This is a genomic window from Mycobacterium sp. IDUB_1 (assembly GCF_055419625.1).
In genome coordinates, this window is record NZ_JBVAYA010000001.1 from 2,479,269 (window position 1) to 2,503,899 (window position 24,631).

Genomic DNA, 24,631 nt, shown 5'->3' on the forward strand with positions numbered 1-24,631 from the left:
TCATCGCACCGGTCCTTCCGCCGTCCGAGGTACCGGATCCGGCCGGTCGATCGTGGTGAGCGTGTGCGTCACCGCGGGATCGATGACGTCGAGCGCGGGCTTGGGATACACCCCGAGGACCAGCAGCAGCGCGAGCAGCGGTGCGACGACCGCGAGTTCCCGGGGCCGCAGGTCGGTGACCCGAGACTCGCCCTGCGCCAACGCCTCCGGGGTGGGCCCGGTCATCATGCGTTGATAGGTCCACAGTATGTAGATCGCGGAGAGCACGAGCGCGCTCGCGGCCAGCACGCCGAACACCGGATAGCGGGTGAATGTGCCGATCAGCACCAGGAATTCACTGATGAACGGCGCCAGACCCGGTAACGACAGCGTGGCAAGGCCCGCCACCAGGAAGGTGCCGGCAAGCACCGGAGCGACCTTCTGCACCCCGCCGTAGGCGTTTATGAGGCGGGAACCCCGGCGCGACACCAGGAACCCGGCGATCAGGAACAGTGCGGCCGTCGAGATGCCGTGGTTGACCATGTACAGCGTCGACCCGGCCTGACCCTGGCTGGTCATCACGAAGATGCCGAGGATGATGAAGCCGAAGTGCGAGATCGACGTGTAGGCGATCAGCCTCATCACATCGGTCTGCCCGATCGCGACGACCGCGCCGTAGATGATGCCGATCACCGCCAACGTGATGATCAGCGGGCTGAAATAGGTTGCAGAGTCCGGGAACAGAGTGAGGCAGTACCGGATCATGCCGAAGGTGCCGACCTTGTCCATGATCGCCATCATCAGCACCGCGCTCGCCGGAGTGGCCTCGACGGCGGCGTCGGGCAGCCAGCGGTGCAGCGGCCACAGCGGCGCCTTGATCGCGAATGCGAACATGAAACCGCCGAACAGCAGGTGCATGATCACCGGGTTCATCACGAAGTCACCACTGGCGACCGCGGCGACGATCGCTCGCAGGTCAAAGGTGCCGGCGTCGAACGCATCGCTCGACGCCGTCGCGACGTAGAGGCCCACGACGGCGGCGAGCATGATCAGGCCGCCGGAGAGGTTGTACAGCAGGAACTTGACCGCCGCCTTACTACGCTCGCGGCCGCCGAACCCACCGATGAGGAAGTACATCGGGATCAGCATCGCCTCGAAGAACACGTAGAACAGCAGGATGTCCAGCGAGACCAGCGAGATCAGCACCATGCCCTCGACGGCCAGCGTGAGCGCGAAGTAGACGTGCACGGAACGACCACCCCAGCTGATCCGATCGCCGGCGTCGTTCCAGCCGGCGACGATCAGCAGGGGAACCAGCACCGCGGTGAGCACGACCAGGGCCAGCGCGATGCCGTCGACACCGAGGATGTATCCGGTCCCGAAAGACGGTATCCAGCGGTAGTTCTCGACGAACTGGTACTGCTCGCCGGCGGGATCGAAGCCGATCGCGACGACTGCGGTGACCGCGAGGACGACCAGCGCCACCGCCAGGGCGACCCACTTCGCCAGCGAACGCGCCGCCGCGGGCAGCAGCATGACCACCACCGCGCCCACCATCGGGACCGCCCACAGGACCGTCAGCCACGGCACGGATGTCACCACAGGTTCACCGCCAGGATCAGGGCGACGACGAACGTCGCGCCGGCGAGCATGGACAACGCGTAGGAGCGGGCGAAGCCCGTCTGCACACCGCGCAGGCCGTCCGAGACCCGGCTGATCGCGGCGGCCAACCCGCCCGCGGCGCCGTCGACCACCTCGTCGTCCAGTTCGGTGAGCCCCCTGGTCAATTGCGCGCCCGGCGCCATCAGCGCGCGTTCGTTGAACGCGTCGCCGTACAGGTCGCGCCGCGCCGCGACCGTCAGTGCCGAGCCCTCCGGTGCGACGTCGGGCACCGCGCGGGTCCCGTACATCCGGTAAGCGATCGCGATGCCGACCGCCACGACGGCCAGCACGGTCACGGTGACCACCCACACTGGCAGCACATGGTGCACCTCGTGCGCGCCGACCACGGGTTCCAGCCAGTGCTCCAGCGTGCCGCCGATCGCCAGCGCGGCACCCGCGCCCACCGATCCGATCGCGAGCAGGATCATCGGCCACGTCATCACCGCGGGCGACTCATGCGGATGCCTCTGTTCCCCCGTCGTTCCGTGCTCGGCCCAGCGCTTCTCCCCGAAGAACGTCATCAACATCACGCGCGTCATGTAGAACGCGGTGATCCCGGCGCCCAGGATCGTTGCCCCGCCGAGGATCACGCCCTTCGCGCCGCCGGCGCCGAGGGCGGCCTCGATGATGCCGTCCTTGGAGAAGAAACCGGCCAGCGGGGGAATGCCGATGATCGCGAGATAGCCGAGACCGAAGGTGGCGAACGTGATCGGCAGCGCGGTGCGCAGACCGCCGTAGCGGCGCATGTTCACCTCGTCGTCCATCGCGTGCATGACCGAGCCGGCGCCGAGGAACAGGCCGGCCTTGAAGAAGCCGTGGGTGAGCAGATGCATGATCGCGAACGCGTAGCCGGCCGGGCCGAGGCCGGCAGCCAGCACCATGTAACCGATCTGGCTCATCGTCGACGCCGCGAGCGCCTTCTTGATGTCGTCCTTGGCGCAGCCGATGACCGCGCCGAACAGCAGGGTGACGGCGCCGACGACCACCACCGCCGTCTGTGCGTGCGGCGCGAGGTCGTACACCGGTGCCGACCGAACGATCAGATACACGCCGGCGGTGACCATGGTGGCCGCGTGGATGAGCGCCGACACCGGGGTCGGACCCTCCATCGCATCGCCGAGCCACGACTGCAGCGGCACCTGCGCCGACTTACCGCATGCGGCGAGCAGCAGCATCAGGCCGATCGCGGTCAGCGTGCCTTGCGTGAGTTGCGGTGCGGCGTCGAACACTTCGGCGAACGAGACGGCGCCGATCGACGCGAACATCACCATCAGCGCCACCGCGAGGCCGATGTCACCGACCCGGTTGACGACGAACGCCTTCTTGGCCGCGGTGGCAGCCGACGGCTTGTGCGACCAGAAACCGATCAGCAGATAGGACGCCAGACCGACGCCCTCCCAACCCATGTACAGGCCGAGGTAGTTGTCGGCGAGAACCAGAAGCAACATGGCCGACAGGAACAGGTTGAGGTAGGCGAAGAACCGTCTGCGACCGACGTCCTCTTTCATGTAGCCGATCGAATAGATGTGGATCAGCGAGCCGACACCGGTGATCAGCAGCACGAAGCACATCGACAGCTGATCGAGCTGCAACCCGAAGTCCACCCTCAGCGCACCGACGGGTACCCAGCTGAACAGAGCCTCGTGGACGAGGCGGTCCTCGGGGTGACTGTTGACCATGTCGGTGAACAGCACCGCGCCGCAGACGAACGACGCGAGCGCCGCGGCCGTGCCCAAGAGATGCCCCCACCGGTCGGTGCGACGACCGCCGAGCAACAGGACCGCCGCGCCGCCCAGCGGCAGGGCGATGAGCAGCCACACGGGAAGTGTCATCGCTAATTCCTCAGCAGGCTCGCGTCGTCCACATTCGCCGACCGTCGCGTCCGGAAGATCGTCATGATGATCGCCAACCCGATCACGACCTCACAGGCAGCGACCACCATCGTGAAGAACGCCACCACCTGTCCGTCGAGAGTGCCGTGGATGCGGGAGAACGTGACGAACGCCAGGTTGCCGGCGTTGAGCATCAGCTCCACGCACATGAACATCACGATGGCGTTGCGGCGCAACAGAACTCCGGCCGCGCCGATGGTGAACAGCAGGGCCGACAGATAGAGATAGTGGTCCGGGCTCATCGCAGCTCCCGGCGGCCGTCGGTCGGCTCGGTCGACCCGTTGTCGGTGGGGACGGGACGCAGCTGCAGGATCGCGCTGACCGACAGCTCCGACCCGCGCCCGTCGGGCAGGCGCGCGGGAACGTCGACCGCGTTGTGCCGGGCGTAGACGCCGGGATTGGGCAGCGTTGTGGGATGCCCGCCCGGTGCGAACCGCTCGATCGCGAGCTCTCGCTGCGTCTTCCGGCGCTCGAACCGCTCCCGATGCGCCAACACCATCGCCCCGAGCGCAGCCGTGATGAGGAGTGCGCCTGTCAGTTCGAACGCCCACAGATACGTGGTGAACAGCAGGACAGCGAGGCCTTCGACGTTCCCGTTCGCATTCGCTTGCGCCAGGCCGGTGAAACCGGTCGTCGACACCGTGCCGATCCCGGCGATCAGCAGCACGCCGAAGCCGACACCGACCGCGATCGCCGCGATGCGCTGCCCGCGCAGCGTCTCCACCAGCGACTCCGAGGAGTCCACGCCGATCAGCATCAGCACGAACAGGAACAGCATCATCACCGCGCCCGTGTACACGACCACCTGCACGACGCCGAGGAACGGGGCGTCCTGCGCGATGTAGAGCACCGCCAGCGCGATCATCGTGACGGCGAGGGAGATCGCAGAGTAGACGGCCTTCGGTGCCGACACGACCCCGAGTGCACCGATCACCGCGACCGCGCCGAAAATCCAGAACAGCACCGCCTCACCCATGCCGGCCCCTCACCGCGTCTCCAGTGACGTTGCCTTCGATGATGTTGCCTTCGATATGGCCCAGGTAGTAGTCCTCGTCGGTGCTGCCCGGAGCCATCGGATGCGGTGGTGCCTCCATGCCGGCGCTCAGCGGCGCGAGCAGTTTGTCCTTGCCGTAGATCAGATCGGACCGGTTGTCGTCGGCCAGCTCGTAGTCGTTGGTCATCGTCAGCGCGCGGGTCGGGCACGCCTCGATGCACAGCCCGCAGCCGATGCACCGCAGATAGTTGATCTGATAGACGCGGCCGTACCTCTCGCCGGGGGAGAACCTCTCCTCCTCGGTGTTGTCCGCACCCTCCACGAAGATCGCGTCGGCCGGACAGGCCCACGCGCACAGCTCACACCCGATGCACTTCTCGAGACCGTCGGCGTAGCGGTTCAGCTGATGGCGGCCGTGGTAGCGCTTCGCAACTGGTCCCGGCTTCTCCGGATACTGCTCGGTGACAGGCTTTTTGAACATCGACCCGAAGGTGACGCCGAATCCTGCGATCGCGTCGAGGAACTTAGGCATCGGCTCGCTCCTTCTGGGAGATCGAAGGCATCGGAGGCACCGGGAAGGCGCCGGACACCGGCGGGGGGACAGGGGTGGGGAAGGATGCCTCCCGGCGCGCACGCCGGGATTGCCACGCGAACCTCGCCAGCGCAGCGAGCACGACCGCGGCGAGTCCGATCAATGCCGTCACCCACGTCGGCAGACCCTCGTCGCCGAGGGACCGGGTGACGGCGACGACCATGATCCACGCCAGCGACACCGGAATCAGGATCTTCCAACCCAGGGCCATGAACTGGTCGTACCGCAGCCGGGGCAGCGTCGCGCGCAGCCACATGAACACGAACAGGAACACCCAGACCTTGGCGGTGAACCACAGCAGCGGCCACCACCCGGAATTGGCGCCGTCGGCGAGGCTCAGCGGCCACGGCGCATGCCAGCCGCCGAGGAACAGGGTGGTGGCCAACGCCGACACCGTGGTCATGTTCACGTACTCGGCAAGCATGAACATCGCGAATTTCAGCGACGAGTACTCGGTGTGGAAGCCGCCGACGAGTTCGCCCTCGGCCTCCGGCAGATCGAAAGGCGCGCGGTTGGTTTCGCCCACCATCGAGGTCAGATAGACCAGGAACGACGGCAGCAGCAGGAACACGAACCAGGTGTTCTCCTGCGCGGCGACGATGCCCGACGTCGACATGGTGCCCGAGTAGATGAACACCGCGGCGAACGACAGCGCCATCGCGATCTCGTACGAGACCACCTGCGCCGACGAGCGCAGCCCGCCCAGCAGGGGGTACACCGAGCCGGATGCCCAACCCGCCAACACGATGCCGTACACGCCGATCGAGGTGACGGCGAGGATGTAGAGCACCGCCACCGGCAGGTCCGTCAACTGCAGCGCAGTGCGGTGCCCGAACACCGACACCTCGCCGCCCATCGGGATCACCGCGAACGCCATGAACGCGGGGATCACCGAGATGACCGGCGCGGCCAGATAGATCCACTTGTCCACCCCGGTCGGGATGAGACCTTCCTTCAGCGCGAGTTTCACCCCGTCGGCCAGCGACTGCAGCAGCCCGCCCGGCCCCACCCGGTTGGGGCCCAACCGCATCTGCATGCGGCCCAGGATCTTTCGCTCCAACAGGATGGCGGTGAGCACCGTCAGCAGCAGGAACACGAAGATGCCGAGCGACTTCGCCAGGATCAGCCACCACGGATCGTGGCCGAACAGTGTGGGATCGGGGTACGTCACGACAGCTCCCGTCCGATCGGCATCCGCGAGACAGACGCCCGCGAGATAGACACAAGAGCCCCCGACGTCACGCCCAACGTCGCGTGCACGGCGCAGCCGGGCGAGTTCGTCGGCAACCACACCGCCCGGTCGGCCATCTCGGTCACCACCAATGGGAGCGTGATCGCACCGCGTTCGGTCGACACGGTCACGAGATCGTCTGTCCGCGCGCCGATCTCGGCGGCCGTCGCCGCGGACATCCGTGCCACGGCCGCGTGCGCGGTGCCCGCGAGATGGGGTTCGCCGTCCTGTAACCGCCCCTGGTCGAGCAGCAGCCGCCACGTCGCGAGGACCGCCTGCCCGGCGGCCGGTTCCGACGGCTGCTCCGCACTCGGTCCTTCGGCACCGGCGCGGGCGCCCGACCAGAGCCCGACGCGGGCCCGATCCGCTGCGACGGCTGCCGCCGACGGGGTGCCCAGGTCGATTCCGAGCTCGTCGGCGAGGAAACCGAGCACCCGGAAATCGGACAGCGCGTTGGTCTGCAGCGCGGCTTCGAAGGGGCGAATCCGGCCCTCCCAGTTGACGAACGAACCTGCCTTCTCCACAACCGGCGCGATGGGGAACACCACGTCGGCTCGGTCGGTGACGGCGCTGTGGCGCATCTCCAGGCTGACGACGAACGGCGCCGCGTCGAGCGCGGCGCGCGCGGCCGCGGGATCAGGAAGGTCGTCGAGGTCGACGCCACCGATCAGCAGCGCATCGAGGTCACCGGCTGCGGCGGCCGCCAGTATCCCGGTGGTGTCGCGTCCCGGCTGTGCGGGCAGCGCGTCGACGTTCCACGCCGTCGCCATCAGAGTCCGTGCGGCGTCGTCGCGCACCGGGTGGCCACCGGGCAGAAGGGTGGGTAGCGCTCCGGCGTCCACGGCGCCGCGGTCACCGGCCCGGCGCGGCACCCACGCCAGCCGCGCCCCGGTGCTCGCCGCCAGCCGTGCGGCCGCCGAGAGCGCGCCGGGTGCGGCGGCGAGCCGTTCACCGACCAGGATCAGCGCGCCGGGCATCGACACCAGCTCGTTGCCGGCCAGCCCGTCGAGCGCGGCGGCTTCACCGCCCGGCACGGCGGGCACAAGCTCGCCGGACAGTTTGTGCAGACCGCGCGAGGCGAACGGTGCCACCGACAGCACCCGCAGGCCACGCTTGCGGACCGCCTTGCGCAGCCGCAGGAACACGATCGGCGACTCGTCTTCTGGCTCGAAGCCGGCGAGCAGGACGACCGGCACCTTCTCCAGGTCGGAGTAGGTGACGTCCATCGGAAGGCCGGCGACATGGGCGCCCAGGAAGGCCGTCTCCTCGTCGCTATGCGGGCGGACGCGGAAGTCGATGTCGTTGCTGGCCAGCACGATCCGGGTGAACTTCGCGTAGGTGTAGGCGTCCTCAGCCGTGCAGCGGCCACCGACGAGTACCCCGGCGCGGCCCTGCGCCGCGGCGAGCCTGCCTGCCGTCACGCTGAGGGCCTCGGACCACGACGCAGGGCGCAGGACACCGTCCTCGCGCATCAGCGGCGTGGTGATGCGATCAGCGACCGTGGCGTAGGTGAACGCCCAGCGGCCCTTGTCGCAGTTCCACTCCTCGTTGACCTCGGGATCGTCACCGGCGAGGCGTCGCAACACTTTTCCGCGCCGATGGTCGGTGCGCTGCGCACACCCCGAGGCGCAGTGTTCGCAGACACTCGGGCTGGACACCAGGTCGAACGGCCGAGCCCGGAACCGGTAGGCGGTGCCCGTCAGCGCGCCGACCGGGCAGATCTGCACCGTGTTACCGGAGAAGTACGACTGGAACGGTTCGCCGGTGGCGATGCCGACCTGTTGGCTCGCCCCACGCTCGAGCAGGTCGATGAAGCGGTCGCCGGCGATCTGATCGGAGAACCGGGTGCAGCGGGCACACAGGACGCAGCGCTCGCGGTCGAGCAGCACTTCCGACGAGATCGCGATCGGCTTCGGGAACGTGCGCTTGACGTCGGAGAAGCGAGTTTCGCTGCGGCCGTGCGACATCGCCTGGTTCTGGAGTGGGCACTCGCCGCCCTTGTCGCAGATCGGACAGTCCAGCGGGTGGTTGATCAGCAGCAGTTCCATCACCCCGTGCTGCGCCTTGTCGGCCGCCTCCGAGGTGAACTGGGTGCGCACCACCATGTCGGGGGAGACCGTCGTGGTGCACGAGGCCAACGGCTTTCGCTGACCCTCGACCTCGACCAGGCACTGCCGGCATGCGCCGACGGGGTCGAGCAGGGGATGGTCGCAGAAGCGGGGGATCTGCACGCCCATCAGCTCGGCCGCACGGATCACCAACGTGCCCTTCGGCACGCTGATTTTGGCGTCGTCGATGGTGAGTGTGACCATCTCGACCGCCGGGGCATCGTGACTGTGCTCAGCCAGCGTCATATGAGCCCACCTTCCCCCGGCGAGCAGACGCGAACTCGCGTGATGTGCGGCGTGTCGGCGCGAGTTCGCGTCTGCTCGCGGAGAGAAATCAGGGTCACGCGCCTACTCCTTCCGGTGCGGCCAGCATCGACGCGTACGGATCGAACGGGCACCCCGCGCCGCCCAGATGGGCCTCGTACTCGCCGCGGAAGTACTTGAGCGAGGACAGAATCGGGCTCGCCGCACCGTCACCGAGCGCGCAGAACGACTTGCCGAAGATGTTGTCGGAGATGTCGAGCAGTTTGTCGAGGTCCTCCTCGGTGCCGCGGCCCGTCTCCAGTCGCTCGTAGATCTGCGCCAGCCAGTAGGTGCCCTCCCGGCACGGCGTGCACTTGCCGCACGATTCGTGGGCGTAGAACTGCGTCCAGCGCCGGACCGCCCGCACCACACAGGTGGTGTCGTCGAAGACTTGCAACGCCTTGGTGCCGAGCATCGACCCGACACCGGCCATCCCTTCGTAATCGAGGGGCACGTCGAGGTGCTCGTCGGTCAGCAGCGGTGTCGAGGACCCGCCCGGGGTCCAGAACTTCAGCTCGTGCCCGGCCCGCACCCCACCGGCGTAGGACAGCAGCTCCCGCAGCGTGATGCCCAGCGGCGCCTCGTACTGGCCCGGCGTCGTGACGTGGCCCGACAGCGAATACAGCGTGAAACCGGGCGACTTCTCCGAACCCATCGACCGGAACCAGTCCACACCGTTGCGCAGGATCGGCGGCACACTCGCGATGGACTCGACGTTGTTGACCACCGTCGGGCATGCGTACAGGCCGGCAACCGCGGGGAACGGTGGCCGCAGCCGCGGTTGCCCCCGCCGCCCCTCCAGCGAATCCAGCAGCGCGGTCTCCTCGCCGCAGATGTAGGCGCCCGCCCCGGCGTGCACCACGAGCTCCAGATCGAATCCCGACCCCGCGATGTCCGTGCCCAGATAGCCGGCCGCATACGCCTCCGCGACGGCGGCCTGCAGCCGGCGCAGCACCGGAACGACCTCGCCCCGTAGGTAGATGAACGCGTGGTGGGCGCGGATCGCATACGCCGCGATGATCGCGCCCTCGACCAGGAAGTGCGGCGTCGTCAGCATCAGCGGCATGTCTTTGCAGGTGCCGGGTTCGGACTCGTCGGCGTTGATCACCAGATAGTGCGGCTTGGCCGCCGCGCCCTCGTCGCCTTGGGGGATGAACGACCACTTCGTCCCCGTCGGGAAGCCCGCGCCTCCGCGCCCGCGCAGACCCGAGTCCTTGATCGTCGTGATGACCGCGTCCGGACCCATCGCCAGGGCTTTCCCGAGCGCTTCGTAACCGCCGTGGCGGCGATAGGTGTCCATGCTCCACGCCTGGGGTTCGTCCCAGAAGCTGCTGAGTACCGGTGTCAGTGGGGTCATGGGGTGTCCGTCGCAGTCGGATCGGTGTCGGCCGTCTGCCCGCGCGCAGGCACCTCGGCCGACGGTGCGGGTGCCGGCTGGTCTTTGACGGCCTCGCTCGCCTCGGCCTGCTCGTGGCCCGGAGTTTCGGAGACGCTGTCGCTGGCGGGCCCGTCGGCATCCGGCGCGCTCATGCCGCGCTCCCGGGCGATCCGCAGACCGGCCAACGTCGCGGCACCCGCCGGTGCCGTGTCATCGACGCTAGGCGAATCACCCACGCCGGCAAGCACTCTCGCAGTCTCACGGAACGTGCAGAGCGGCCCGCTCCGTGACGGCGAAGGTGGTTGCCCCGCCTGCAACGCGTCCACCAGATCACGCGCCGACGACGGGGTCTGATTGTCGAAGAACTCCCAATTCACCATCACCACAGGGGCGTAGTCGCACGCCGCGTTGCACTCGACGTGCTCCAGCGTGATCCGACCGTCCGAGGTGCTCTCTCCGGCGTGGATCCCGAGATGTTCCTGCAGTGAGTCGAGAATCGCGTCCCCACCCATCACCGCGCACAGCGTGTTGGTGCAGACCCCCACCAGGTAGTCGCCGGTGGGGGTACGGCGGTACATCGAGTAGAACGTCGCGACGGCCGTCACCTCGGCCGGGGTCAAGCCCAAGAGCCCTGCACAGAAGACGATTCCGGCGGGAGTGAGGTACCCGTCCTCGGCCTGCACCAGGTGCAGCAGCGGCAGCAGAGCCGACCGTGCATCGGGGTAGCGGCTCACGATCTCGCGGACGTCCTGCGTCAGCCGCGCCGTGACGTCGGACGGATAGCTCGCCGGGCCGTGGATCGGTGGGCCCGGTTCGTCGGGACGTTGGCCGAGTTCGAGGAAAACACTCATGATCGTCTGTTCTTCGCGCGAGCGCTCATCACCTGTCCACCCCGCCCATCACCGGATCGATCGACGCCACCGCCGCGATCGCGTCGGCCACCATGCCGCCCTCACACATCGCCGCGACGGCCTGCAGATTCGTGAACGACGGGTCGCGGTAATGCACGCGATACGGCCGGGTTCCCCCGTCGGAGACCATGTGCACGCCGAGCTCACCGCGCGGGGATTCGACGGCGGTGTAGACCTGCCCGGCCGGCACGCGGAACCCTTCGGTGACGATCTTGAAGTGGTGGATCAGGCCCTCCATCGACCGTCCCATGATCTTCGCGATGTGCTCACCGGAGTTGCCCAGACCGTCTGGACCCACCTTCAGGTCGGCCGGCCACGCCAGCTTCTTGTCGTCGATCATCACCGGCGCACCGGCCAGTCCCTCGAGACGGGCCACGCACTGCTCGACGATCTTGAGCGACTCACGCATCTCCTTGACCCGAATCAGGTAGCGGCCGTAGGAATCACAGCGGTCATCGGTGATGACGTCGAAGTCGTATGTCTCGTACCCGCAGTAGGGCTGCGACTTGCGCAGATCGTGCGGAAGTCCTGTCGAGCGCAGCACCGGTCCCGTGATGCCCAGCGCCATGCACCCGGTGAGATCGAGATAGCCGACGCCGAGGGTGCGCGCCTTCCAGATGTAGTTCTCGTTGAGCAGTTTTTCCATGTCGCTCAGCCGTTCGGGCAGCAGCGTCAACAGCTCGTGCAGCTGAGGCATCGCCTCGTCGGGCAGATCGACGGCGACGCCGCCCGGCCGGATGTACGCATGGTTCATCCGCAGGCCCGTGATCGTCTCGAACACCGACAGGATGAGTTCGCGCTCTCGGAAGCCGAGGAACATCGCCGTCATCGCGCCCAGCTCCATGCCGCCGGTGGCCAATGCGACCAGATGGCTGGAGATCCGGTTGAGTTCCATCATCATCACCCGGATCACCGACGCTCGTTCGGGGATCGCGTCGGTGATGTCGAGGAGCTTCTCCACGCCGAGGCAGTAGACGGTCTCGTTGAAGAACGGGGACAGGTAGTCCATCCGGGTCACGAAGGTGACACCCTGTGTCCACGTGCGGAACTCGAGGTTCTTCTCGATGCCGGTGTGCAGATAGCCGATCCCGCACCGGGCCTCGACGATGGTCTCGCCCTCGATTTCGAGGATCAGGCGCAGCACCCCGTGCGTCGATGGGTGCTGCGGCCCCATGTTGACCACGATCCGTTCACCAGCGTGTTCGGCGGCGTTCTCGCGGGCTGCCGTGACGACCTGCTCCCAGTCCTGGCCGCCGACGACGACCACCCTTTCCGGGCGGTGCTGCGATGTGGTCATCAGCTGTAGGACCTCCGCTGATCAGGCGGCGGAATCTGGGCGCCGTGGTACTCCACCGGCACACCGCCCAGCGGATAGTCCTTGCGCTGCGGGTGGCCCACCCAGTCGTCGGGCATCTCGATCCTGGTCAGCGACGGGTGCCCATCGAAGACGATGCCGAAGAAGTCGTAGGTCTCCCGTTCGTGCCAATCGGTGGTCGGGTAGACCGAAAACAGTGACGGTATGTGCGGATCATTGTCGGGCGCAGCGACTTCCACGCGGACGCGGCGATTTTGGGTGATCGACATCAGCGGATACACCGCATGCAGTTCCCGCCCGGTCTCGGCGGGGTAGTGCACGCCGTTGACCCCGAGGCAGAGCTCGAAGCGCAGGGCCGCGTCATCACGCAGTGCCTGTGCGACGTCGACGAGTCGCTCACGGTGCACCTCGAGGGTGAGCTCACCGCGATACACGATGACCCTCTCGATCGCCTCGGCCATCGCGTCCTCACCCAGCGCGGCGCTGAGCGCGTCCACGACGTCGTCGAAGTAACCGCCGTACGGTCGAGGTGTGCTGCCCGGCAGTGCGACCGGTCGAATCAGCCGGCCGTATCCGGAGGTGTCGCCGCTGCCCGTCGCGCCGAACATGCCGCGCCGTACACCGATCACCTCGGGGGCCGGTCCGACCGGTCGGTCCGCGCTCGTCACCTCAACAAGCCCTTCAGTTCGATGGTCGGCCGCACCGCGAGCGCCGCCTCCTCGGCCTCCTTGATGGCCTCTTCACGATTGACGCCGAGAGGCATCTGCTGAATCTTGTCGTGCAGCTTGAGGATCGCGTGCAACAGCATCTCGGGCCGGGGCGGGCACCCGGGTAGGTAGATGTCGACGGGCACGACGTGGTCGACGCCCTGCACCACGGCGTAGTTGTTGAACATTCCGCCGGACGACGCGCACACACCCATGGCCAGCACCCATTTCGGCTCGGCCATCTGGTCGTAGATCTGGCGCAGCACCGGGGCCATCTTCTGGCTGACCCGGCCCGCGACGATCATCAGATCGGCCTGCCGCGGTGTCGCCGAGAAACGCTCCATGCCGAAGCGTGAGATGTCGAAACGGGGACCCGCCGTCGCCATCATCTCGATGGCGCAGCAGGCCAACCCGAACGTCGCCGGCCACAGCGAACCCTTGCGCACATAACCCGCGACCGCCTCCACCGTGGAGAGCAGGATGCCGCCGGGCAGCCGTTCCTCTAGTCCCATTGCAGGCCTCCTCTGCGCCACACGTAGGCGTAGGCGACGAAGACGATCACCATGAACAGCAGCATCTCGACCAGGGCGAACACACCGAGACTGTCGAAGGCGACGGCCCACGGGTACAGGAACACGATCTCGATGTCGAAGACGATGAACAGCATCGCCGTCAGGTAATAGCGGATCGGGAAGCGCTGACCGGTGGCCGCCGCCGCCGGATCGGAGGCATCCATCGGCTCGATGCCGCATTCGTAGGCTTCGAGCTTGGCGCGGTTGTAGCGGCGCGGACCGATGAGGACCGCGATGCCCACCGAACCGACGGCGAACACGGCAGCTATCGCACCAAGCACCAGGATCGGCGTGTAGAGGCTCATGCTGCGTAGGAGCTCCTCGCGGGCTGTCGATGTGAGCTTTCCCACACCCTAACCCCGATAGCGACCCACGCCACACATTTTGATGAGTATCTCTAAAGGAGTGTCAGGACGCCCGCGTAACGTCCCGAAAAAGCAAGCGTGACAGCGCGTTAACGTGCGTGTCGCGTCAGTGACGCTGCCGTAAGAGCGACGCGACGGCGTCACCGAGCCGGATCGGGTCGATGGGGTGGGGGACCGCGGCCTCGGCACGGGACCAGTTGGCGAGCCAGGCGTCGTCCGGACGTCCGGTCAGCACGAGCACCGGCGGGCAGTCCGAGACCTCGTCCTTGAGTTGCTTTGCTATCCCCATCCCGCCGACCGGGCTGGCCTCGCCGTCGAGGATCGCCAGGTCGAATCCGCCGGCGTCCATCTGCCTGATCACCATCGGGCCGGTGGCCACCTCGAGGTAGCTGAGTTCCGGGAGTTCGGGATGAACCCGCTTGCCCAGCGCCAGACGCACCTGCTCCCGGGTCCGCGGGTTGTCGCTGTAGACGAGCACTCGCAGGGTGACCGGGTCGGGCGGTGACGAGGGCAGCACCATGGCGCGATCGTAGCCGCGGCGCGCGGGTCTGCGAGACGGTTCGGCGCCGGTGTCTTGACCTCAACCGCGGTTGCGCTTCCACACTGGCCTGATGGATCAGACGCCAGCTCTGCGCTCGTTCGAAGCCTTCTACCGACACACGACCCCGCCGTGGGTCATCGGCGAACCTCAACCGGCGGTCGTCGCGCTCGCCGACGCCGGATACATCCGCGGCAGGGTGCTCGACGTCGGCTGCGGAACCGGCGAGCACACGATCTACCTGACGCGGTTGGGTCACGACGTGCTCGGCGTCGACGGCGCCCCGACGGCGGTGGACATCGCCCGGCGTCACGCCGCCGAGCGCGGCGTCGCGGCACGGTTCGCCGTCGCCGACGCGTTCGACCTCACCGCGATCGATGGGGAGCAGCCCCCCTACGACACGGTGCTCGACAGTGCGCTGTTCCACGTGTTCGACGCCTCCGACCGGGTGCGCTACGTGAGCAGTCTCGGTCGCGTCACCCGGCCGGGGGCGCTCGCGCACGTGCTCGCCCTGTCCGACGCCGGACGCGGCTTCGGTCCGTCGGTCACCGCGCACGACCTCCTCGACTCATTCGGCCCGGGCTGGACGGTGGAGGACCTGGCCGAGACGACCTACCGCGGCGTGGTCACCGAGGTCCACGCCGAGGCGCTGGGCCTGCCCATCGGAAGCCGCGTCGACGAGCCCGCCCACCTCCTGCGGGTGCGCCGCGACTGACCGAAGCCGCTCAGCTGTCGGCGTAGCCCGGGTGATCGATCGACAACCGGTGCGTCACCAGGAGTCGCAGGCACGACATGACGTCGTCGACTCGGCCGTCGAGATCGCCGGCGCGGATCGCGCCGACCAGCTCGGCCTCGTCGGCGACTCCCAGCGCAGTCAACGCGTCGTTCACCGACGGTGTTGTCGCGGAGAGCAATTCGCGCTCCACGGTGCGTAGTACGTTGGCCGCCACCCGCGCGTGGAAGCCGACCTGGCCGTCGCACTCGGCACGGATGTCGGTCTCCAGGAACATCGCGACGGCGGCGACCAGTTCAGCGGCGGTGGGGCGCGCGGTCATGCCGGGCCTCCACCCGAGAGCAGATCCAGCAGATCCCATTCCGTTTCGCTGACCCGTCGGCCGATCGCGGCGAGCTCGACCGACGGCGTCTCCCCGGAGAGATGCCGTTCGGCCTGGTGTCGGCAGATCACGCCCCATCGCAGCGTCGCCACGGTCAGCCACCAGCGCAGCGCGGACCGGTCGATGTGGATGCCGGCGGCCTCCTCGTAGGCCCGCACGAACGTCTCGACGCTGCCGAGACCGCCGGCACCGAGTGCGGCCGGCGCACCGAAACGCCATGCGCGAATGCAGAACCAGGCCAGGTCTTCGTACACCTCACCGAGGTGCGTCAACTCCCAGTCGAGCACCGCCGCCAGGCCGGCGTCGTCGACGATCAGATTGCCCATCCGGAAATCGCCGTGTACCAACCGCATCGGCGAAGGAGCCGGTCGCTGATCGGCGAGCCGGCGGAAGGTCCATTCGAACGTGGCTGTGGTGTCGCCGATCTCGTCGAGGCGGGCCCGCCAGCCGGCCAGATCGTCGGGTGCGCTCAAGCCCGCGCCGTCGATATCGGCGCGATGGATCGCCGCCAGTGCTTCGGCGCACTGACGCAGCAGACGAGCCCGCCCCGCCTCGTCGAGTCCGCGAAAGATGCGGCGCACGATGGTCTCTCCGGGCACCGCGTCGCAGATCAGGTACGGGCTGCCCACGTCGGCCGCCGAATCGCTGGCCCTCAGGATGTGCGGCACCGGGGCGCCGGCGGCCGCGGCGCGCTGCTGCACCGTCGCCTCGAGCTCCATGCCTGCATGGATGTCGTCGGGGGGACCGGTGCGCAGGATCAGGGCGCGTCGGGTCTGACCGACGGCGTCGAAGGCCCAGGTCGTACGGCTCGCACCCCCGGTCAGCCGCGTGAGGTTGTCGATTGTGACGTCGCCGAGCAGTGGGGTCAGCACCTCGCACAGCTGGTCGGCCAGGCTCATTTCCGACCGAATCCGAAGAGCCGCTGCGCGACGCGGCGGATCTGGATCTCCTCGGCGCCCTCGGTGATGCGATACCGGCGATGGTGGCGGTAGATGTGCTCGAACGGTTCGTGCCTGCTGTACCCGACACCGCCGTGCACCTGCATCGCACGGTCGGCGGCCTCGCAGACCAGGCGGTTCGCGCGATAGTTGGCCATCGACACCTTGTCGGAGACCTCCATGTGGTGGTTGGCGTCGAGCTGGCTGGCGGCGTAATACACCAGCAGTCGCACCATCTGTGCTTCGGTCTGCAATTCCACCAGCGGCCACTGCACCGCCTGGTTGACCGCCAGGGGCTTGCCGAACACCGATCGAGCATTGGCGTAGCCGACCGCGCGGTCGATGCAGAACTGTGCGGCCCCCAGGCTGCTGGCGGCCTGCCGAATCCTGTTCTCGTGCAGGAACGTCTGCCCGACATCGAGGCCTCGACCGATTTCACCGAGCACCGCGTCGGCGGGAACCCGGACGTTGTCGAGCACGACCTCGCCGTGGTCGGTGGGCATGTTGAACGTCCACCAGTAGTAGGGCACCGTGAAGCCGGGAGAGTCTGTGGGGACCAGGAACGCGGTGATGCCGCGGGCCTGGCCGGGTTCACCTGAGGTGCGCGCGAAGATCAGGTCGTGGGTGGCTCGATGCACACCGGTGTTCCAGCGCTTGGCGCCGTTGATGACCCAGTCGTCGCCGTCGCGTACTGCCGTCGTCTCCAGCCAGGTCGCGTCGGAGCCGTGGTTCGGTTCGGTCAACCCGAACGCCATCGAGCGCTCGCCGGTGATCAACACCTCGGTCCATGCGGCCTTCTGCTCGTCGGTGCCGAAGCGGTCCATCATGATGACCTGGGGGAAGTTCCCGACGATCGACGACTCGTCCTGCAGGTCGTTGTGCAGCCCGAGACCTTTGTGCGCCAGGTGTTCCCGGATGACGGCCATGTCGATGTTGCTGCCGTCGCGCCCACCGAACTGGGCGGGCAACCCGTAACGCAGCCATCCCGCCGCATCGGCGCGCCGCCGCATCTCGTCGAGCAGATCCTCCCATTCGCGGCGTGGCACGCCGCCGTTGTCCCAGTCGGTGCGAGCGTGTTCGCGACGGTGGTCGAAGTACTGGATGTGCTCGCGCTCCAGGGGCTTGATCTCGGTCTCGATGAACGCGTCCATCTCGGCGAGCAGCCCCGGAAGGTGTTCGGGGAGGTTGAAATCCACGATGATCTCCTTGGTGGTCGACGTTACTGTCCGTACAGCGTTTTCTTCCAGATCCGCGACAGAGTGGTGATGGCCTCGTCGTCGCTCATCGTGATCCCGACGCTTGCCCCGGTGTCGCCGACGAACACGGTGGTGAAGTTCTCGAACAGCAGCGCGATGGCCGCTGCGGTGTGCTCGGGGTTCAGCTCGGTGGCGTAGCCCTGGTCCTGGGCGCGGCGCACCGATGCGGCGACGATGTCGATACCGAAGCGGCGGAACTCGTCCTGCAGGGCGGCGAACCGTGGCTGGGTGGCGGCGAGCTGCGCGACGGCGATCATGATGCCGATGTTCTGGGTGAACATCGTCCAGTAACCGGTGACGACCGTGGTGAAGAACGCGTCGTCGTCGGGGGACTGGGGCAGCGGCACACTCAGGCCTGAGGGTGCCACCACGTCATGCAGGAACGATTCGGCGAGATCGGCCAGCAGATCTTCCTTGTCGGCGAAGTACCGGTAGAACGCCGCGGTGGACCTGCCGGCCGCCGAGGTGATGTCACCCAGTGTGGTGCCGTGAAAACCGCGTTCGGCGAACAGTTTTCGCGCGGCCTGTTCGATCGACAGGCGAGTCTGGCGTCCTTTCGCGCTCAACTCCGACGGGCTGGGCGGCACGCGGTCAGCCCAGGATCCGGTCGCCGGCACGCAGCAGCGCGCTGGGAAGTTCGTGGCCGACGGCGTCTTGGGCGACCCGGGCGGCGTCGATCGCCCGCTCGAGGTCGACGTCGTTCCCGATGCCGCAGTCGCGCAACAGATACACCAGGTCCTCGGTGGCGATGTTGCCGCTGGCACCGGGGGCAAATGGGCAACCGCCCAACCCGCCGACCGAGGCGTCCAGCCGCGTCACTCCGGCCTGGATCGCGGCATAGGCACTGGCCAGCCCGGCGCCGCGGGTGTTGTGAAAATGCGCGCCCAGCGGCAGGTCGCCGATGAGCGGGCTCACCAGTGCGACGAGTTCGGTGACCCGGCGCGGCGTCGCGGTCCCGATCGTGTCGGCGATCGCGAGCCGGTCTGCGCCGGCGTTCGTCGCCGCAGTGACGACATCGAGCACCCGAGCTGTCGGCGTCGGTCCGTCGAACGGGCAATCCCAGGCGGTGGCGATGATGACTTCCACTCGGGCGCCGGCGTCGTGGGCGATCGCCACGATGTCGGGGATCGCCGCGGCGGCCTCGGCTGATGTCCGACCGACGTTGGCGCGGCTGTGTCCGTCGGCAGCCGACACCACGTACTCGATGGACCGCAGCCCCGCCGCGACCGTGCGCTTTGCGCCGGTGGGACTGGCCACCAGAGCCGAGAATTCGATGCCGGGGAACTCGCCGAGGTGCTCGGCGAGCTCGGCGGCGTCGGCCAGCGCGGGCACTTTCGACGGCGAGACGAACGCGGTGGCCTCCATCTCGCGCACTCCGGTTGCGGCGATGGCCGCGAGTAGTTCCCGCTTGGCCGACAACGGGATCGGCGCCTCGATCTGGAGCCCGTCGCGCAACGAGACGTCCCGGATCGTCACGTGAGAAGGAAGATTCACAGCACCCCCTCGGCACGCAGGTCGGCCAGTTCGGCGTCGGTGTGGCCGAGCAGGTCGCGGTAGATCTCCTCGTTGTGCTGGCCGGGTCGTGCCGATCCGGCGCGGCGGATCGTCCCCGGCGTCTCCGACAGCACCGGCACAACGCCGGGTCCTTTGACGGCACGGCCGATCCGCTCGTCGAAGTGGTCGGCGATCATGCCGCGCGCCTGCAACTGGGGATCGGCGACGACCTCGGCCACCGTGTTGATCGGACCGCTGATCACCCCGGCCGCCGAAAGCGTGGAGATGATGTCCGCGGGTTCACGGGCGGCCGCCCAGGCGCCGATGATGGCGTCGAGTTCGTCCTGGTTGCGCCCGCGGGCGACGTGGGTGGCGAAACGCTCGTCGGAGGCCAGGTCGGGCTGCTCCATCGCCTGGCACAGCCGCCGGAACACAGTGTCCTGATTGGCCGCGATCACCACCCAGCTGCCGTCGGCGGTCGGATAGATGTTGGACGGCGCGATTCCCTCCAGTCGCGTCCCCGACGGTCCGCGAACCACGCCGCCCACGTCGTAGTCGGGAATCGTCGACTCCTGCACCGCCAGACACGATTCGGTCAGCGCGGCGTCGACGACCTGGCCCTCGCCGGTCACGGAGCGGCGGTAGAGCGCGGCGAGTGCGCCCTGCGCGGCGAACATCCCGGCGAGGCTGTCACCGAGCGAGAGGGCCAGCCGCGGGGGAGGACCGCCGGGAAAGCCGTTCATGTGCCGCAATCCGCTGGCCGCCTCGGCGACTGAGGCGTAGCCCGCTTTGTGCGCGTCAGGACCCGTCTGCCCGTAGCCCGACACCCGGACCAGGATGATTCCCCGATTACGTTCGCGCAGAACGTCATAGCCGAGATCCCACTTCTCCAGCGTGCCGGGGCGGAAGTTCTCCACCACGATGTCACTGCGCTCGATCAGCTCCAGGAACAGCTCGCGGCCCGCCGGCACCCTGAGATTCAGCGTCACTGCCTTCTTGTTGCGGGCGTGCACGGTCCAGAAAAAGTGGTGTCCGTCGAGTTCGGCCTGCCCCCACGTGCGCAGCGGATCCGGGGCGCCCGGCGGTTCGATCTTGATCACGTCGGCGCCCATGTCGCCCAGCAGCCGCCCGGCGAACGGCCCGGAGATCAGCGTGCCGACCTCGATGACCCGGATGCCGTCGAGCGGTCCTGCGCAGTCGATTCCCCGGTCGGAGCTCTTTCCCGGGTCGCTTCGCTCCTGCCCGCCGGAGCTCTTTCCCGGGTCGCTTCGCTCCTGCCCGCCGGGCGTCATGCCGAAAACCCGTGCCGCTGCAGCCAGTCGGTGCAGATGTCCACGGCCGCGCGCAGCTTGTCCCGCTGGTCAGGGCCCGCGTAATAGTGGTTGGCACCGGGGATTTCGTGCATCTCTTTGTCCGGGTGTCCGATCGCCTCGAAGATCCTGCGGGTGTGGCTGGGCGTGCACGCATCGTCGGCGAGGTTGCCGATCACCAGCGCGGGCACGGCGATGTCCGGGCCGGCCTTCACCGCGTCGCCGTGGGCGTCGTCGTAGCTCCACTGGGAGAGCCAGCTGCGCAGCGTGCAGAATCGCGCGAGTCCGACGGGGCTCATGTTCACCACAGCAGGATCGCCCAGATAGCAGATGCCCGGGGTGCGTTCGTTCGGATCCACCGTCGGATCGAGCCATCGCGGATCGGCCATCGTGCCGTGGACGACGAAGCCGAACTCGTCGTCCGGCCTGCCCGCCGCCTTGAGTTCGGCGAGTTTGTCCTTGACCCACGCGGTGATCCGGCGGTTCCGGTCGATCTGGGCCTGGTGGTAGCGCTCGAGGAACTCCGGGGTGTATGGAGGCTGATTCGGGTTGTCCGGGTTGTAGAGGTCGAGCTCGGGATCGCGCTGGCTGGGGTCGGACTCGTCGAGAATGGACGCGTCCATCCATTCGGTCATCGTGCCGTGCCGGCTGATGTGCGCGGCGAGCAGCATGATGCCGTCGGCGGGGATCAGGCCCAGCGTCGTGAGGTCGGGTCCGTCGCCCGACGGGCTCGCTGTCACCGTCGGGTGTTGTGCCTGCTGTTGGTAGAACACCGACAGCGAACCCCCGCCGCTCCACCCGGCGAGCACCACCTTGCGGTAGCCCAGCCGATTCTTGGCGTCTTTGATGCACTCGCCGAGGTCCTCGACAACCTTTTCCATCAGCAGGGCCGAGTCGGTGCCGCGGAACCGGCTGTTGCAGTAGATGACATGGTGGCCGGCGCGCGCCAACGCGTTGATCATCGGCAGGTAGGCGCCACCGCCGATCGGGTGCATGAACACCAGGACGGTGTCTGATGTCGCCGCCGGAGCGGCTCCGGCCGCCGACGGCGCTACCGGCTTGAGCAGATAACTCTCCAGCACCACCAGCTCAGCCACTCCGCCGTACACATCGCGAACAGCCGAATTGTTCTGATAGGCAACCAGATACGGAATCCGATCGTAATCGTGGCGCGTGCTCATCAGTGCTGCCCCAGGTCGTGGGCGAGCACCTCGGCGGACGGGGTCAGGCGTCGGCGGGTGTCGATCGAGATGACCTTCCAGTCCACCGACTGAAAGTCGTCGAACTTGCGGCGCGCCCGCTCTCGCGCTTTCTCCGGCGCGCCGTGGTGCACGCCCTGCGGTGCATGGGAGATCAACCCGGGCGGCATGGGGATGCCGTAGAGGGACCCGCCGTGGAAGAACGCGATCTCGTCGAAGTCGACGTTGCGGTGATACCACGGTGTGCGCTCGGTGCCCGGTACGCCCTCGGCGGGCTTGGGCAGGAAATTCATCACGTAGACGCCGGTCGCCTGCATGAACAGGTGCACCGTCGGGGGCAGGTGCACGCTGTCGGAGGTCACCACGTGGTAGTCGTCGATGTTGAAGGTGAACGGGAAGTTGTCGCCCCGCCAGCCTTCGACGTCGAGCGGGTGGTGGCCGTAGTGCAGCGTCGTCGTGGTCTGCCCGTCGATGGGGGAGTGCACGAGTCGGACCTCGTAGGTCTCCCGTCCGTCGTCGTCGCAGGGTGCGGGGTCGGGGATCACGATTTGCGAGGGGTCGAACGGGAAGTGGCGGCCCAGTGGGCCGGGAGGCGGTACCCGCAGTTCGTCGGTGGCCTGGATCATCAACCACGTGCCCGCTTCGTCGGGCAGCTGCCGCCAGGTGCACGACTTGGGCAGGTAGACCCAGTCGCCCGCGCGGTAGCGCAGCGGACCGAACTCGGTCTCCAGAGTGCCGGAGCCTTCGTGCACGAAGCTCAGCAGGTCGCCGTCGACGTAGCGGACCCAGAACGGCATCTCGTCGCTACGCCGGGACAAGAAGAACTGCGCATCCTCGTTGGAGAACAGCAGCAGTGGCGTACCGAGGGCGTCGCCGGCATCGGAGGGTTTCAGGTCGCCGGCGAGGACGTCGAGGGGGCGCAAGGGGCCGGTCGACCGGTAGGCCGTCGGATCATTGCGCCGGTAGAGGTGGGCGAAGCGACCGGTGAACCCACCGCGGCCGAGTTCGTCGTCTTTGAGTCCGTCCAGGTCGGCGTGAATCCTCTTCGGAACGGTGCCTTTGCTCAGGTGAACGAACGATTCCATGCGAGCTCCTCCTGTCGAAGTGAAACTGACGTTACTTTTAGTTCTGACCGCGAGTCAACACCCGCACACCCCACCCGGTCGACCTAGTCGTCCAGCTCAACCCGGATCGTGAGCAGGTCGGTGCCGAAGGTGCGCACCCCGACGTTGTTGAACCGCGGCAGCTCCTGCATACGCGCGTGCGGGTCGTCGTCGGGCATGAGGTGAGCGGTGCCCCGGTGCCAGTGGCCGTTCAGCCGAACGCGGACGCGTGGATCGGCCGCGATGTTGCGGACGTATTGCGACTTCTCGCCGAACTCGGAGACAAACCAGAACTGATCGCCGATGCGACGGCCGCCGATCGGTGTGTGCCTGGGCTCGCCCGACCGGCGTCCCGTCGTCTCCAGCAGCGTCTGGAACGGCAGGTGCCGCATCACAGGGTTGGCGATGTTCTTCTGGAAGAACACGGTCAGCATGTCGCGCACTGTGGGACCCATAGCTTGCGATCGTCCCTCTCACACCATCGCCGTGCGAGGGATCTTCGCGCCCAGGGACAACGCGCCGGACAGCTCGCGGCTGGTGTCGTAGTCGAAGATGACGTGCCCGGCCATCACGTCGACGTCGCGCTTGATCCGTTGCAGAGGGTTGTCCAGGAAGTGCGCAGTGGCACCCGAGGCGCCCAGGAGATCGCCGATGACGGACCTGGACTCGTGCACGACGCGGGCCGCGGCCAGGCGGGCCCGCCCGCGAACCGGACGGCTCACCGGCTCGCCGGCCGTCACCGTCTGCTCGATCTCCTCGACGGTGTCCGCGAGCAGCCCTCGCAACGCCCGTAGGCGTACCTGCGCATCCCCCAGTCGCAGCGCGGCCACGGGCTTCTCTTTCTGAAGGACGCCCTCGTAGGCGAGGAAACGTTCGGAAAGGCGGGCGGCGAAGATCTCGGTGGCGCGCTCGGCGCTGCCGAGTGCCGGCATCGCCGCGAGGAGCGCGAGTGCGGGCACCATCGGCCACCGATAGGTGGGGCTGTCGTGCAGTGCGGCGCCGGGCGCGGTGCCGGCATAGATGTCGGCGACAGAGACCAGTCGATGGTCGGGAACGAACACGTCGTCGACCACGACGTCGTGCGAGCCGGTGGCGCGCATCCCGTCGGTGTGCCAGACGTCCTCCACCCGTGCGTCGCCGATCGGTAGCAGCGCCAGCACCGGCCGGATCGTCTGGGCGCCGCCGGAGACGGTGTCGTGCAACGCCCCGACCATGAGCCAGTTGCCGTCCATCACCCCGGTGGCCCAGGACCAGCGGCCGGTGAGCCGGATCCCGCCCGGGCAGTCGACGCCGCGGCCGGTCGGCGCCAGCGGCGCCGGGGCAAGGAACGGTCGTGTGTCGAACGCTTCCCGCTGCGCCTGCTCGTCGAACAGCGCGAGCATCCAGTTGTGCAGAACGTAGAAACCGAGGGTCCACGCGCTGGACGCACAGCCGTGGGCCATCTGCCGCACCGGGTCGAGGATCGCCGGGAACGGCGCCTGCCGACCCCCGTACCGGGCAGGCACGAGCAGATCGAACAGTCCCGATGCGGCGGCTTCGGCCACGGTCTCCGAAGGGAGACGACGGGCCCGTTCGGCGTCGCCGGCGCGTTCGGCGAGGCGAGTCACGAACTCGGGAGTGACAGCGGTGTCGAGCGCGATCGGTGAGGCCACGACGCGACCGTAACATA

25 protein-coding genes are annotated in these 24,631 nt (G+C 67.8%); 1 reads left to right on the top strand and 24 read right to left on the bottom strand.

What is annotated here, in order from left to right; genetic code table 11:
• The 14 genes from ACZYYX_RS12395 to ACZYYX_RS12460 all read right to left on the bottom strand — a co-directional run bounded on the left by ACZYYX_RS12395 (position 1) and on the right by ACZYYX_RS12460 (position 14,529).
• Positions 1 to 1,581: an NADH-quinone oxidoreductase subunit M gene (locus tag ACZYYX_RS12395; RefSeq protein ID WP_463814659.1), complete on the bottom strand. Its 1,581-nt coding sequence runs from the start codon at positions 1,579 to 1,581 to the stop codon at positions 1 to 3.
• Positions 1,575 to 3,473: an NADH-quinone oxidoreductase subunit L gene (nuoL, locus tag ACZYYX_RS12400; protein WP_463814660.1), complete on the bottom strand. Its 1,899-nt coding sequence runs from the start codon at positions 3,471 to 3,473 to the stop codon at positions 1,575 to 1,577. The genes ACZYYX_RS12395 and nuoL overlap by 7 nt, the downstream gene beginning before the upstream one ends.
• A 2-nt stretch (positions 3,474 to 3,475) precedes the next feature.
• On the bottom strand, positions 3,476 to 3,775 hold the full coding sequence (gene nuoK / locus ACZYYX_RS12405) for an NADH-quinone oxidoreductase subunit NuoK (RefSeq protein WP_463814661.1): 300 nt from the start codon (positions 3,773 to 3,775) through the stop codon (positions 3,476 to 3,478).
• Positions 3,772 to 4,509, bottom strand: coding sequence for an NADH-quinone oxidoreductase subunit J (locus tag ACZYYX_RS12410; protein WP_463814662.1), 738 nt, complete (start codon positions 4,507 to 4,509; stop codon positions 3,772 to 3,774). Before ACZYYX_RS12410 ends, nuoK begins: the two co-directional genes overlap by 4 nt.
• The gene (gene nuoI / locus ACZYYX_RS12415) at positions 4,502 to 5,059 is read right to left on the bottom strand and encodes an NADH-quinone oxidoreductase subunit NuoI (protein WP_463814663.1); all 558 of its coding nucleotides are present in this window, start codon (positions 5,057 to 5,059) and stop codon (positions 4,502 to 4,504) included. The genes ACZYYX_RS12410 and nuoI overlap by 8 nt, the downstream gene beginning before the upstream one ends.
• Entirely contained in the window at positions 5,052 to 6,290 is a 1,239-nt protein-coding gene (gene nuoH / locus ACZYYX_RS12420; protein ID WP_463814664.1) for an NADH-quinone oxidoreductase subunit NuoH, read from the bottom strand. Before nuoH ends, nuoI begins: the two co-directional genes overlap by 8 nt.
• Positions 6,287 to 8,704: an NADH-quinone oxidoreductase subunit G gene (locus ACZYYX_RS12425; protein WP_463814665.1), complete on the bottom strand. Its 2,418-nt coding sequence runs from the start codon at positions 8,702 to 8,704 to the stop codon at positions 6,287 to 6,289. Before ACZYYX_RS12425 ends, nuoH begins: the two co-directional genes overlap by 4 nt.
• A 94-nt stretch (positions 8,705 to 8,798) precedes the next feature.
• Complete coding sequence (gene nuoF / locus ACZYYX_RS12430) at positions 8,799 to 10,118, bottom strand: NADH-quinone oxidoreductase subunit NuoF (protein ID WP_463814666.1); 1,320 nt, start codon at positions 10,116 to 10,118, stop codon at positions 8,799 to 8,801.
• A complete protein-coding gene (gene nuoE / locus ACZYYX_RS12435) occupies positions 10,115 to 10,990 on the bottom strand; it encodes an NADH-quinone oxidoreductase subunit NuoE (protein ID WP_463814667.1) in 876 nt (291 codons plus the stop codon). Before nuoE ends, nuoF begins: the two co-directional genes overlap by 4 nt.
• 28 nt (positions 10,991 to 11,018) lie before the next feature.
• Positions 11,019 to 12,347: an NADH dehydrogenase (quinone) subunit D gene (gene nuoD / locus ACZYYX_RS12440; RefSeq protein WP_463814668.1), complete on the bottom strand. Its 1,329-nt coding sequence runs from the start codon at positions 12,345 to 12,347 to the stop codon at positions 11,019 to 11,021.
• Positions 12,347 to 13,033, bottom strand: a complete 687-nt coding sequence (locus tag ACZYYX_RS12445) for an NADH-quinone oxidoreductase subunit C (RefSeq protein ID WP_463814669.1) — start codon at positions 13,031 to 13,033, stop codon at positions 12,347 to 12,349. Before ACZYYX_RS12445 ends, nuoD begins: the two co-directional genes overlap by 1 nt.
• On the bottom strand, positions 13,030 to 13,584 hold the full coding sequence (locus ACZYYX_RS12450) for a NuoB/complex I 20 kDa subunit family protein (RefSeq protein WP_463814670.1): 555 nt from the start codon (positions 13,582 to 13,584) through the stop codon (positions 13,030 to 13,032). Before ACZYYX_RS12450 ends, ACZYYX_RS12445 begins: the two co-directional genes overlap by 4 nt.
• On the bottom strand, positions 13,575 to 13,949 hold the full coding sequence (locus ACZYYX_RS12455) for an NADH-quinone oxidoreductase subunit A (protein ID WP_221356024.1): 375 nt from the start codon (positions 13,947 to 13,949) through the stop codon (positions 13,575 to 13,577). The genes ACZYYX_RS12450 and ACZYYX_RS12455 overlap by 10 nt, the downstream gene beginning before the upstream one ends.
• Before the next feature lie 166 nt (positions 13,950 to 14,115).
• Positions 14,116 to 14,529 (bottom strand): Rv3143 family two-component system response regulator, encoded by a 414-nt coding sequence (locus ACZYYX_RS12460; protein WP_463814671.1) that lies wholly within the window; start codon positions 14,527 to 14,529, stop codon positions 14,116 to 14,118.
• Positions 14,530 to 14,620: 91 nt separating this feature from the next.
• Between ACZYYX_RS12460 and ACZYYX_RS12465 the strand changes: the two genes are divergently transcribed.
• Positions 14,621 to 15,262 (top strand): class I SAM-dependent methyltransferase, encoded by a 642-nt coding sequence (locus tag ACZYYX_RS12465; protein ID WP_463814672.1) that lies wholly within the window; start codon positions 14,621 to 14,623, stop codon positions 15,260 to 15,262.
• Positions 15,263 to 15,272: 10 nt separating this feature from the next.
• On the opposite strand, the gene ACZYYX_RS12470 is transcribed toward ACZYYX_RS12465, so the two are convergent.
• The 10 genes from ACZYYX_RS12470 to ACZYYX_RS12515 form a co-directional block, all read right to left on the bottom strand.
• Positions 15,273 to 15,602 carry a DUF6285 domain-containing protein gene (locus ACZYYX_RS12470; protein ID WP_463814673.1) on the bottom strand — a complete coding sequence of 110 codons (330 nt, stop codon included), beginning with the start codon at positions 15,600 to 15,602 and terminating at the stop codon, positions 15,273 to 15,275.
• Positions 15,599 to 16,561, bottom strand: a complete 963-nt coding sequence (locus tag ACZYYX_RS12475; RefSeq protein WP_463814674.1) for a phosphotransferase family protein — start codon at positions 16,559 to 16,561, stop codon at positions 15,599 to 15,601. The genes ACZYYX_RS12470 and ACZYYX_RS12475 overlap by 4 nt, the downstream gene beginning before the upstream one ends.
• Entirely contained in the window at positions 16,558 to 17,796 is a 1,239-nt protein-coding gene (locus ACZYYX_RS12480; protein WP_463814675.1) for an acyl-CoA dehydrogenase family protein, read from the bottom strand. The genes ACZYYX_RS12475 and ACZYYX_RS12480 overlap by 4 nt, the downstream gene beginning before the upstream one ends.
• 23 nt (positions 17,797 to 17,819) lie before the next feature.
• Positions 17,820 to 18,443 (bottom strand): TetR/AcrR family transcriptional regulator, encoded by a 624-nt coding sequence (locus tag ACZYYX_RS12485; RefSeq protein WP_463814676.1) that lies wholly within the window; start codon positions 18,441 to 18,443, stop codon positions 17,820 to 17,822.
• A 4-nt stretch (positions 18,444 to 18,447) separates the two neighbouring features.
• Positions 18,448 to 19,350 (bottom strand): hydroxymethylglutaryl-CoA lyase, encoded by a 903-nt coding sequence (locus ACZYYX_RS12490; protein ID WP_463814677.1) that lies wholly within the window; start codon positions 19,348 to 19,350, stop codon positions 18,448 to 18,450.
• Positions 19,347 to 20,552, bottom strand: a complete 1,206-nt coding sequence (locus tag ACZYYX_RS12495) for a CaiB/BaiF CoA transferase family protein (protein WP_463814890.1) — start codon at positions 20,550 to 20,552, stop codon at positions 19,347 to 19,349. The genes ACZYYX_RS12490 and ACZYYX_RS12495 overlap by 4 nt, the downstream gene beginning before the upstream one ends.
• Before the next feature lie 86 nt (positions 20,553 to 20,638).
• The gene (locus ACZYYX_RS12500; RefSeq protein ID WP_463814678.1) at positions 20,639 to 21,841 is read right to left on the bottom strand and encodes an alpha/beta fold hydrolase; all 1,203 of its coding nucleotides are present in this window, start codon (positions 21,839 to 21,841) and stop codon (positions 20,639 to 20,641) included.
• A complete protein-coding gene (locus ACZYYX_RS12505) occupies positions 21,841 to 22,944 on the bottom strand; it encodes a homogentisate 1,2-dioxygenase (RefSeq protein WP_463814679.1) in 1,104 nt (367 codons plus the stop codon). Before ACZYYX_RS12505 ends, ACZYYX_RS12500 begins: the two co-directional genes overlap by 1 nt.
• An 83-nt stretch (positions 22,945 to 23,027) precedes the next feature.
• Positions 23,028 to 23,417: a nitroreductase/quinone reductase family protein gene (locus ACZYYX_RS12510; protein ID WP_463814680.1), complete on the bottom strand. Its 390-nt coding sequence runs from the start codon at positions 23,415 to 23,417 to the stop codon at positions 23,028 to 23,030.
• A gap of 18 nt (positions 23,418 to 23,435) precedes the next feature.
• The gene (locus tag ACZYYX_RS12515; protein WP_463814681.1) at positions 23,436 to 24,614 is read right to left on the bottom strand and encodes an acyl-CoA dehydrogenase family protein; all 1,179 of its coding nucleotides are present in this window, start codon (positions 24,612 to 24,614) and stop codon (positions 23,436 to 23,438) included.
• Positions 24,615 to 24,631: the final 17 nt, after the last annotated feature.

Coding starts and splice junctions, on each gene's coding strand:
- nuoL (WP_463814660.1), bottom strand. CDS start 3,473: ATGACACTTCCCGTGTGGCTGCTCATCGCCCTGCCGCTGGGCGGCGCG.
- nuoK (WP_463814661.1), bottom strand. CDS start 3,775: ATGAGCCCGGACCACTATCTCTATCTGTCGGCCCTGCTGTTCACCATC.
- ACZYYX_RS12410 (WP_463814662.1), bottom strand. CDS start 4,509: ATGGGTGAGGCGGTGCTGTTCTGGATTTTCGGCGCGGTCGCGGTGATC.
- nuoI (WP_463814663.1), bottom strand. CDS start 5,059: ATGCCTAAGTTCCTCGACGCGATCGCAGGATTCGGCGTCACCTTCGGG.
- ACZYYX_RS12425 (WP_463814665.1), bottom strand. CDS start 8,704: ATGACGCTGGCTGAGCACAGTCACGATGCCCCGGCGGTCGAGATGGTC.
- nuoF (WP_463814666.1), bottom strand. CDS start 10,118: ATGACCCCACTGACACCGGTACTCAGCAGCTTCTGGGACGAACCCCAG.
- nuoE (WP_463814667.1), bottom strand. CDS start 10,990: ATGAGTGTTTTCCTCGAACTCGGCCAACGTCCCGACGAACCGGGCCCA.
- nuoD (WP_463814668.1), bottom strand. CDS start 12,347: ATGACCACATCGCAGCACCGCCCGGAAAGGGTGGTCGTCGTCGGCGGC.
- ACZYYX_RS12450 (WP_463814670.1), bottom strand. CDS start 13,584: ATGGGACTAGAGGAACGGCTGCCCGGCGGCATCCTGCTCTCCACGGTG.
- ACZYYX_RS12455 (WP_221356024.1), bottom strand. CDS start 13,949: ATGAGCCTCTACACGCCGATCCTGGTGCTTGGTGCGATAGCTGCCGTG.
- ACZYYX_RS12460 (WP_463814671.1), bottom strand. CDS start 14,529: ATGGTGCTGCCCTCGTCACCGCCCGACCCGGTCACCCTGCGAGTGCTC.
- ACZYYX_RS12465 (WP_463814672.1), top strand. CDS start 14,621: ATGGATCAGACGCCAGCTCTGCGCTCGTTCGAAGCCTTCTACCGACAC.
- ACZYYX_RS12470 (WP_463814673.1), bottom strand. CDS start 15,602: ATGACCGCGCGCCCCACCGCCGCTGAACTGGTCGCCGCCGTCGCGATG.
- ACZYYX_RS12475 (WP_463814674.1), bottom strand. CDS start 16,561: ATGAGCCTGGCCGACCAGCTGTGCGAGGTGCTGACCCCACTGCTCGGC.
- ACZYYX_RS12500 (WP_463814678.1), bottom strand. CDS start 21,841: ATGAGCACGCGCCACGATTACGATCGGATTCCGTATCTGGTTGCCTAT.
- ACZYYX_RS12505 (WP_463814679.1), bottom strand. CDS start 22,944: ATGGAATCGTTCGTTCACCTGAGCAAAGGCACCGTTCCGAAGAGGATT.
- ACZYYX_RS12510 (WP_463814680.1), bottom strand. CDS start 23,417: ATGGGTCCCACAGTGCGCGACATGCTGACCGTGTTCTTCCAGAAGAAC.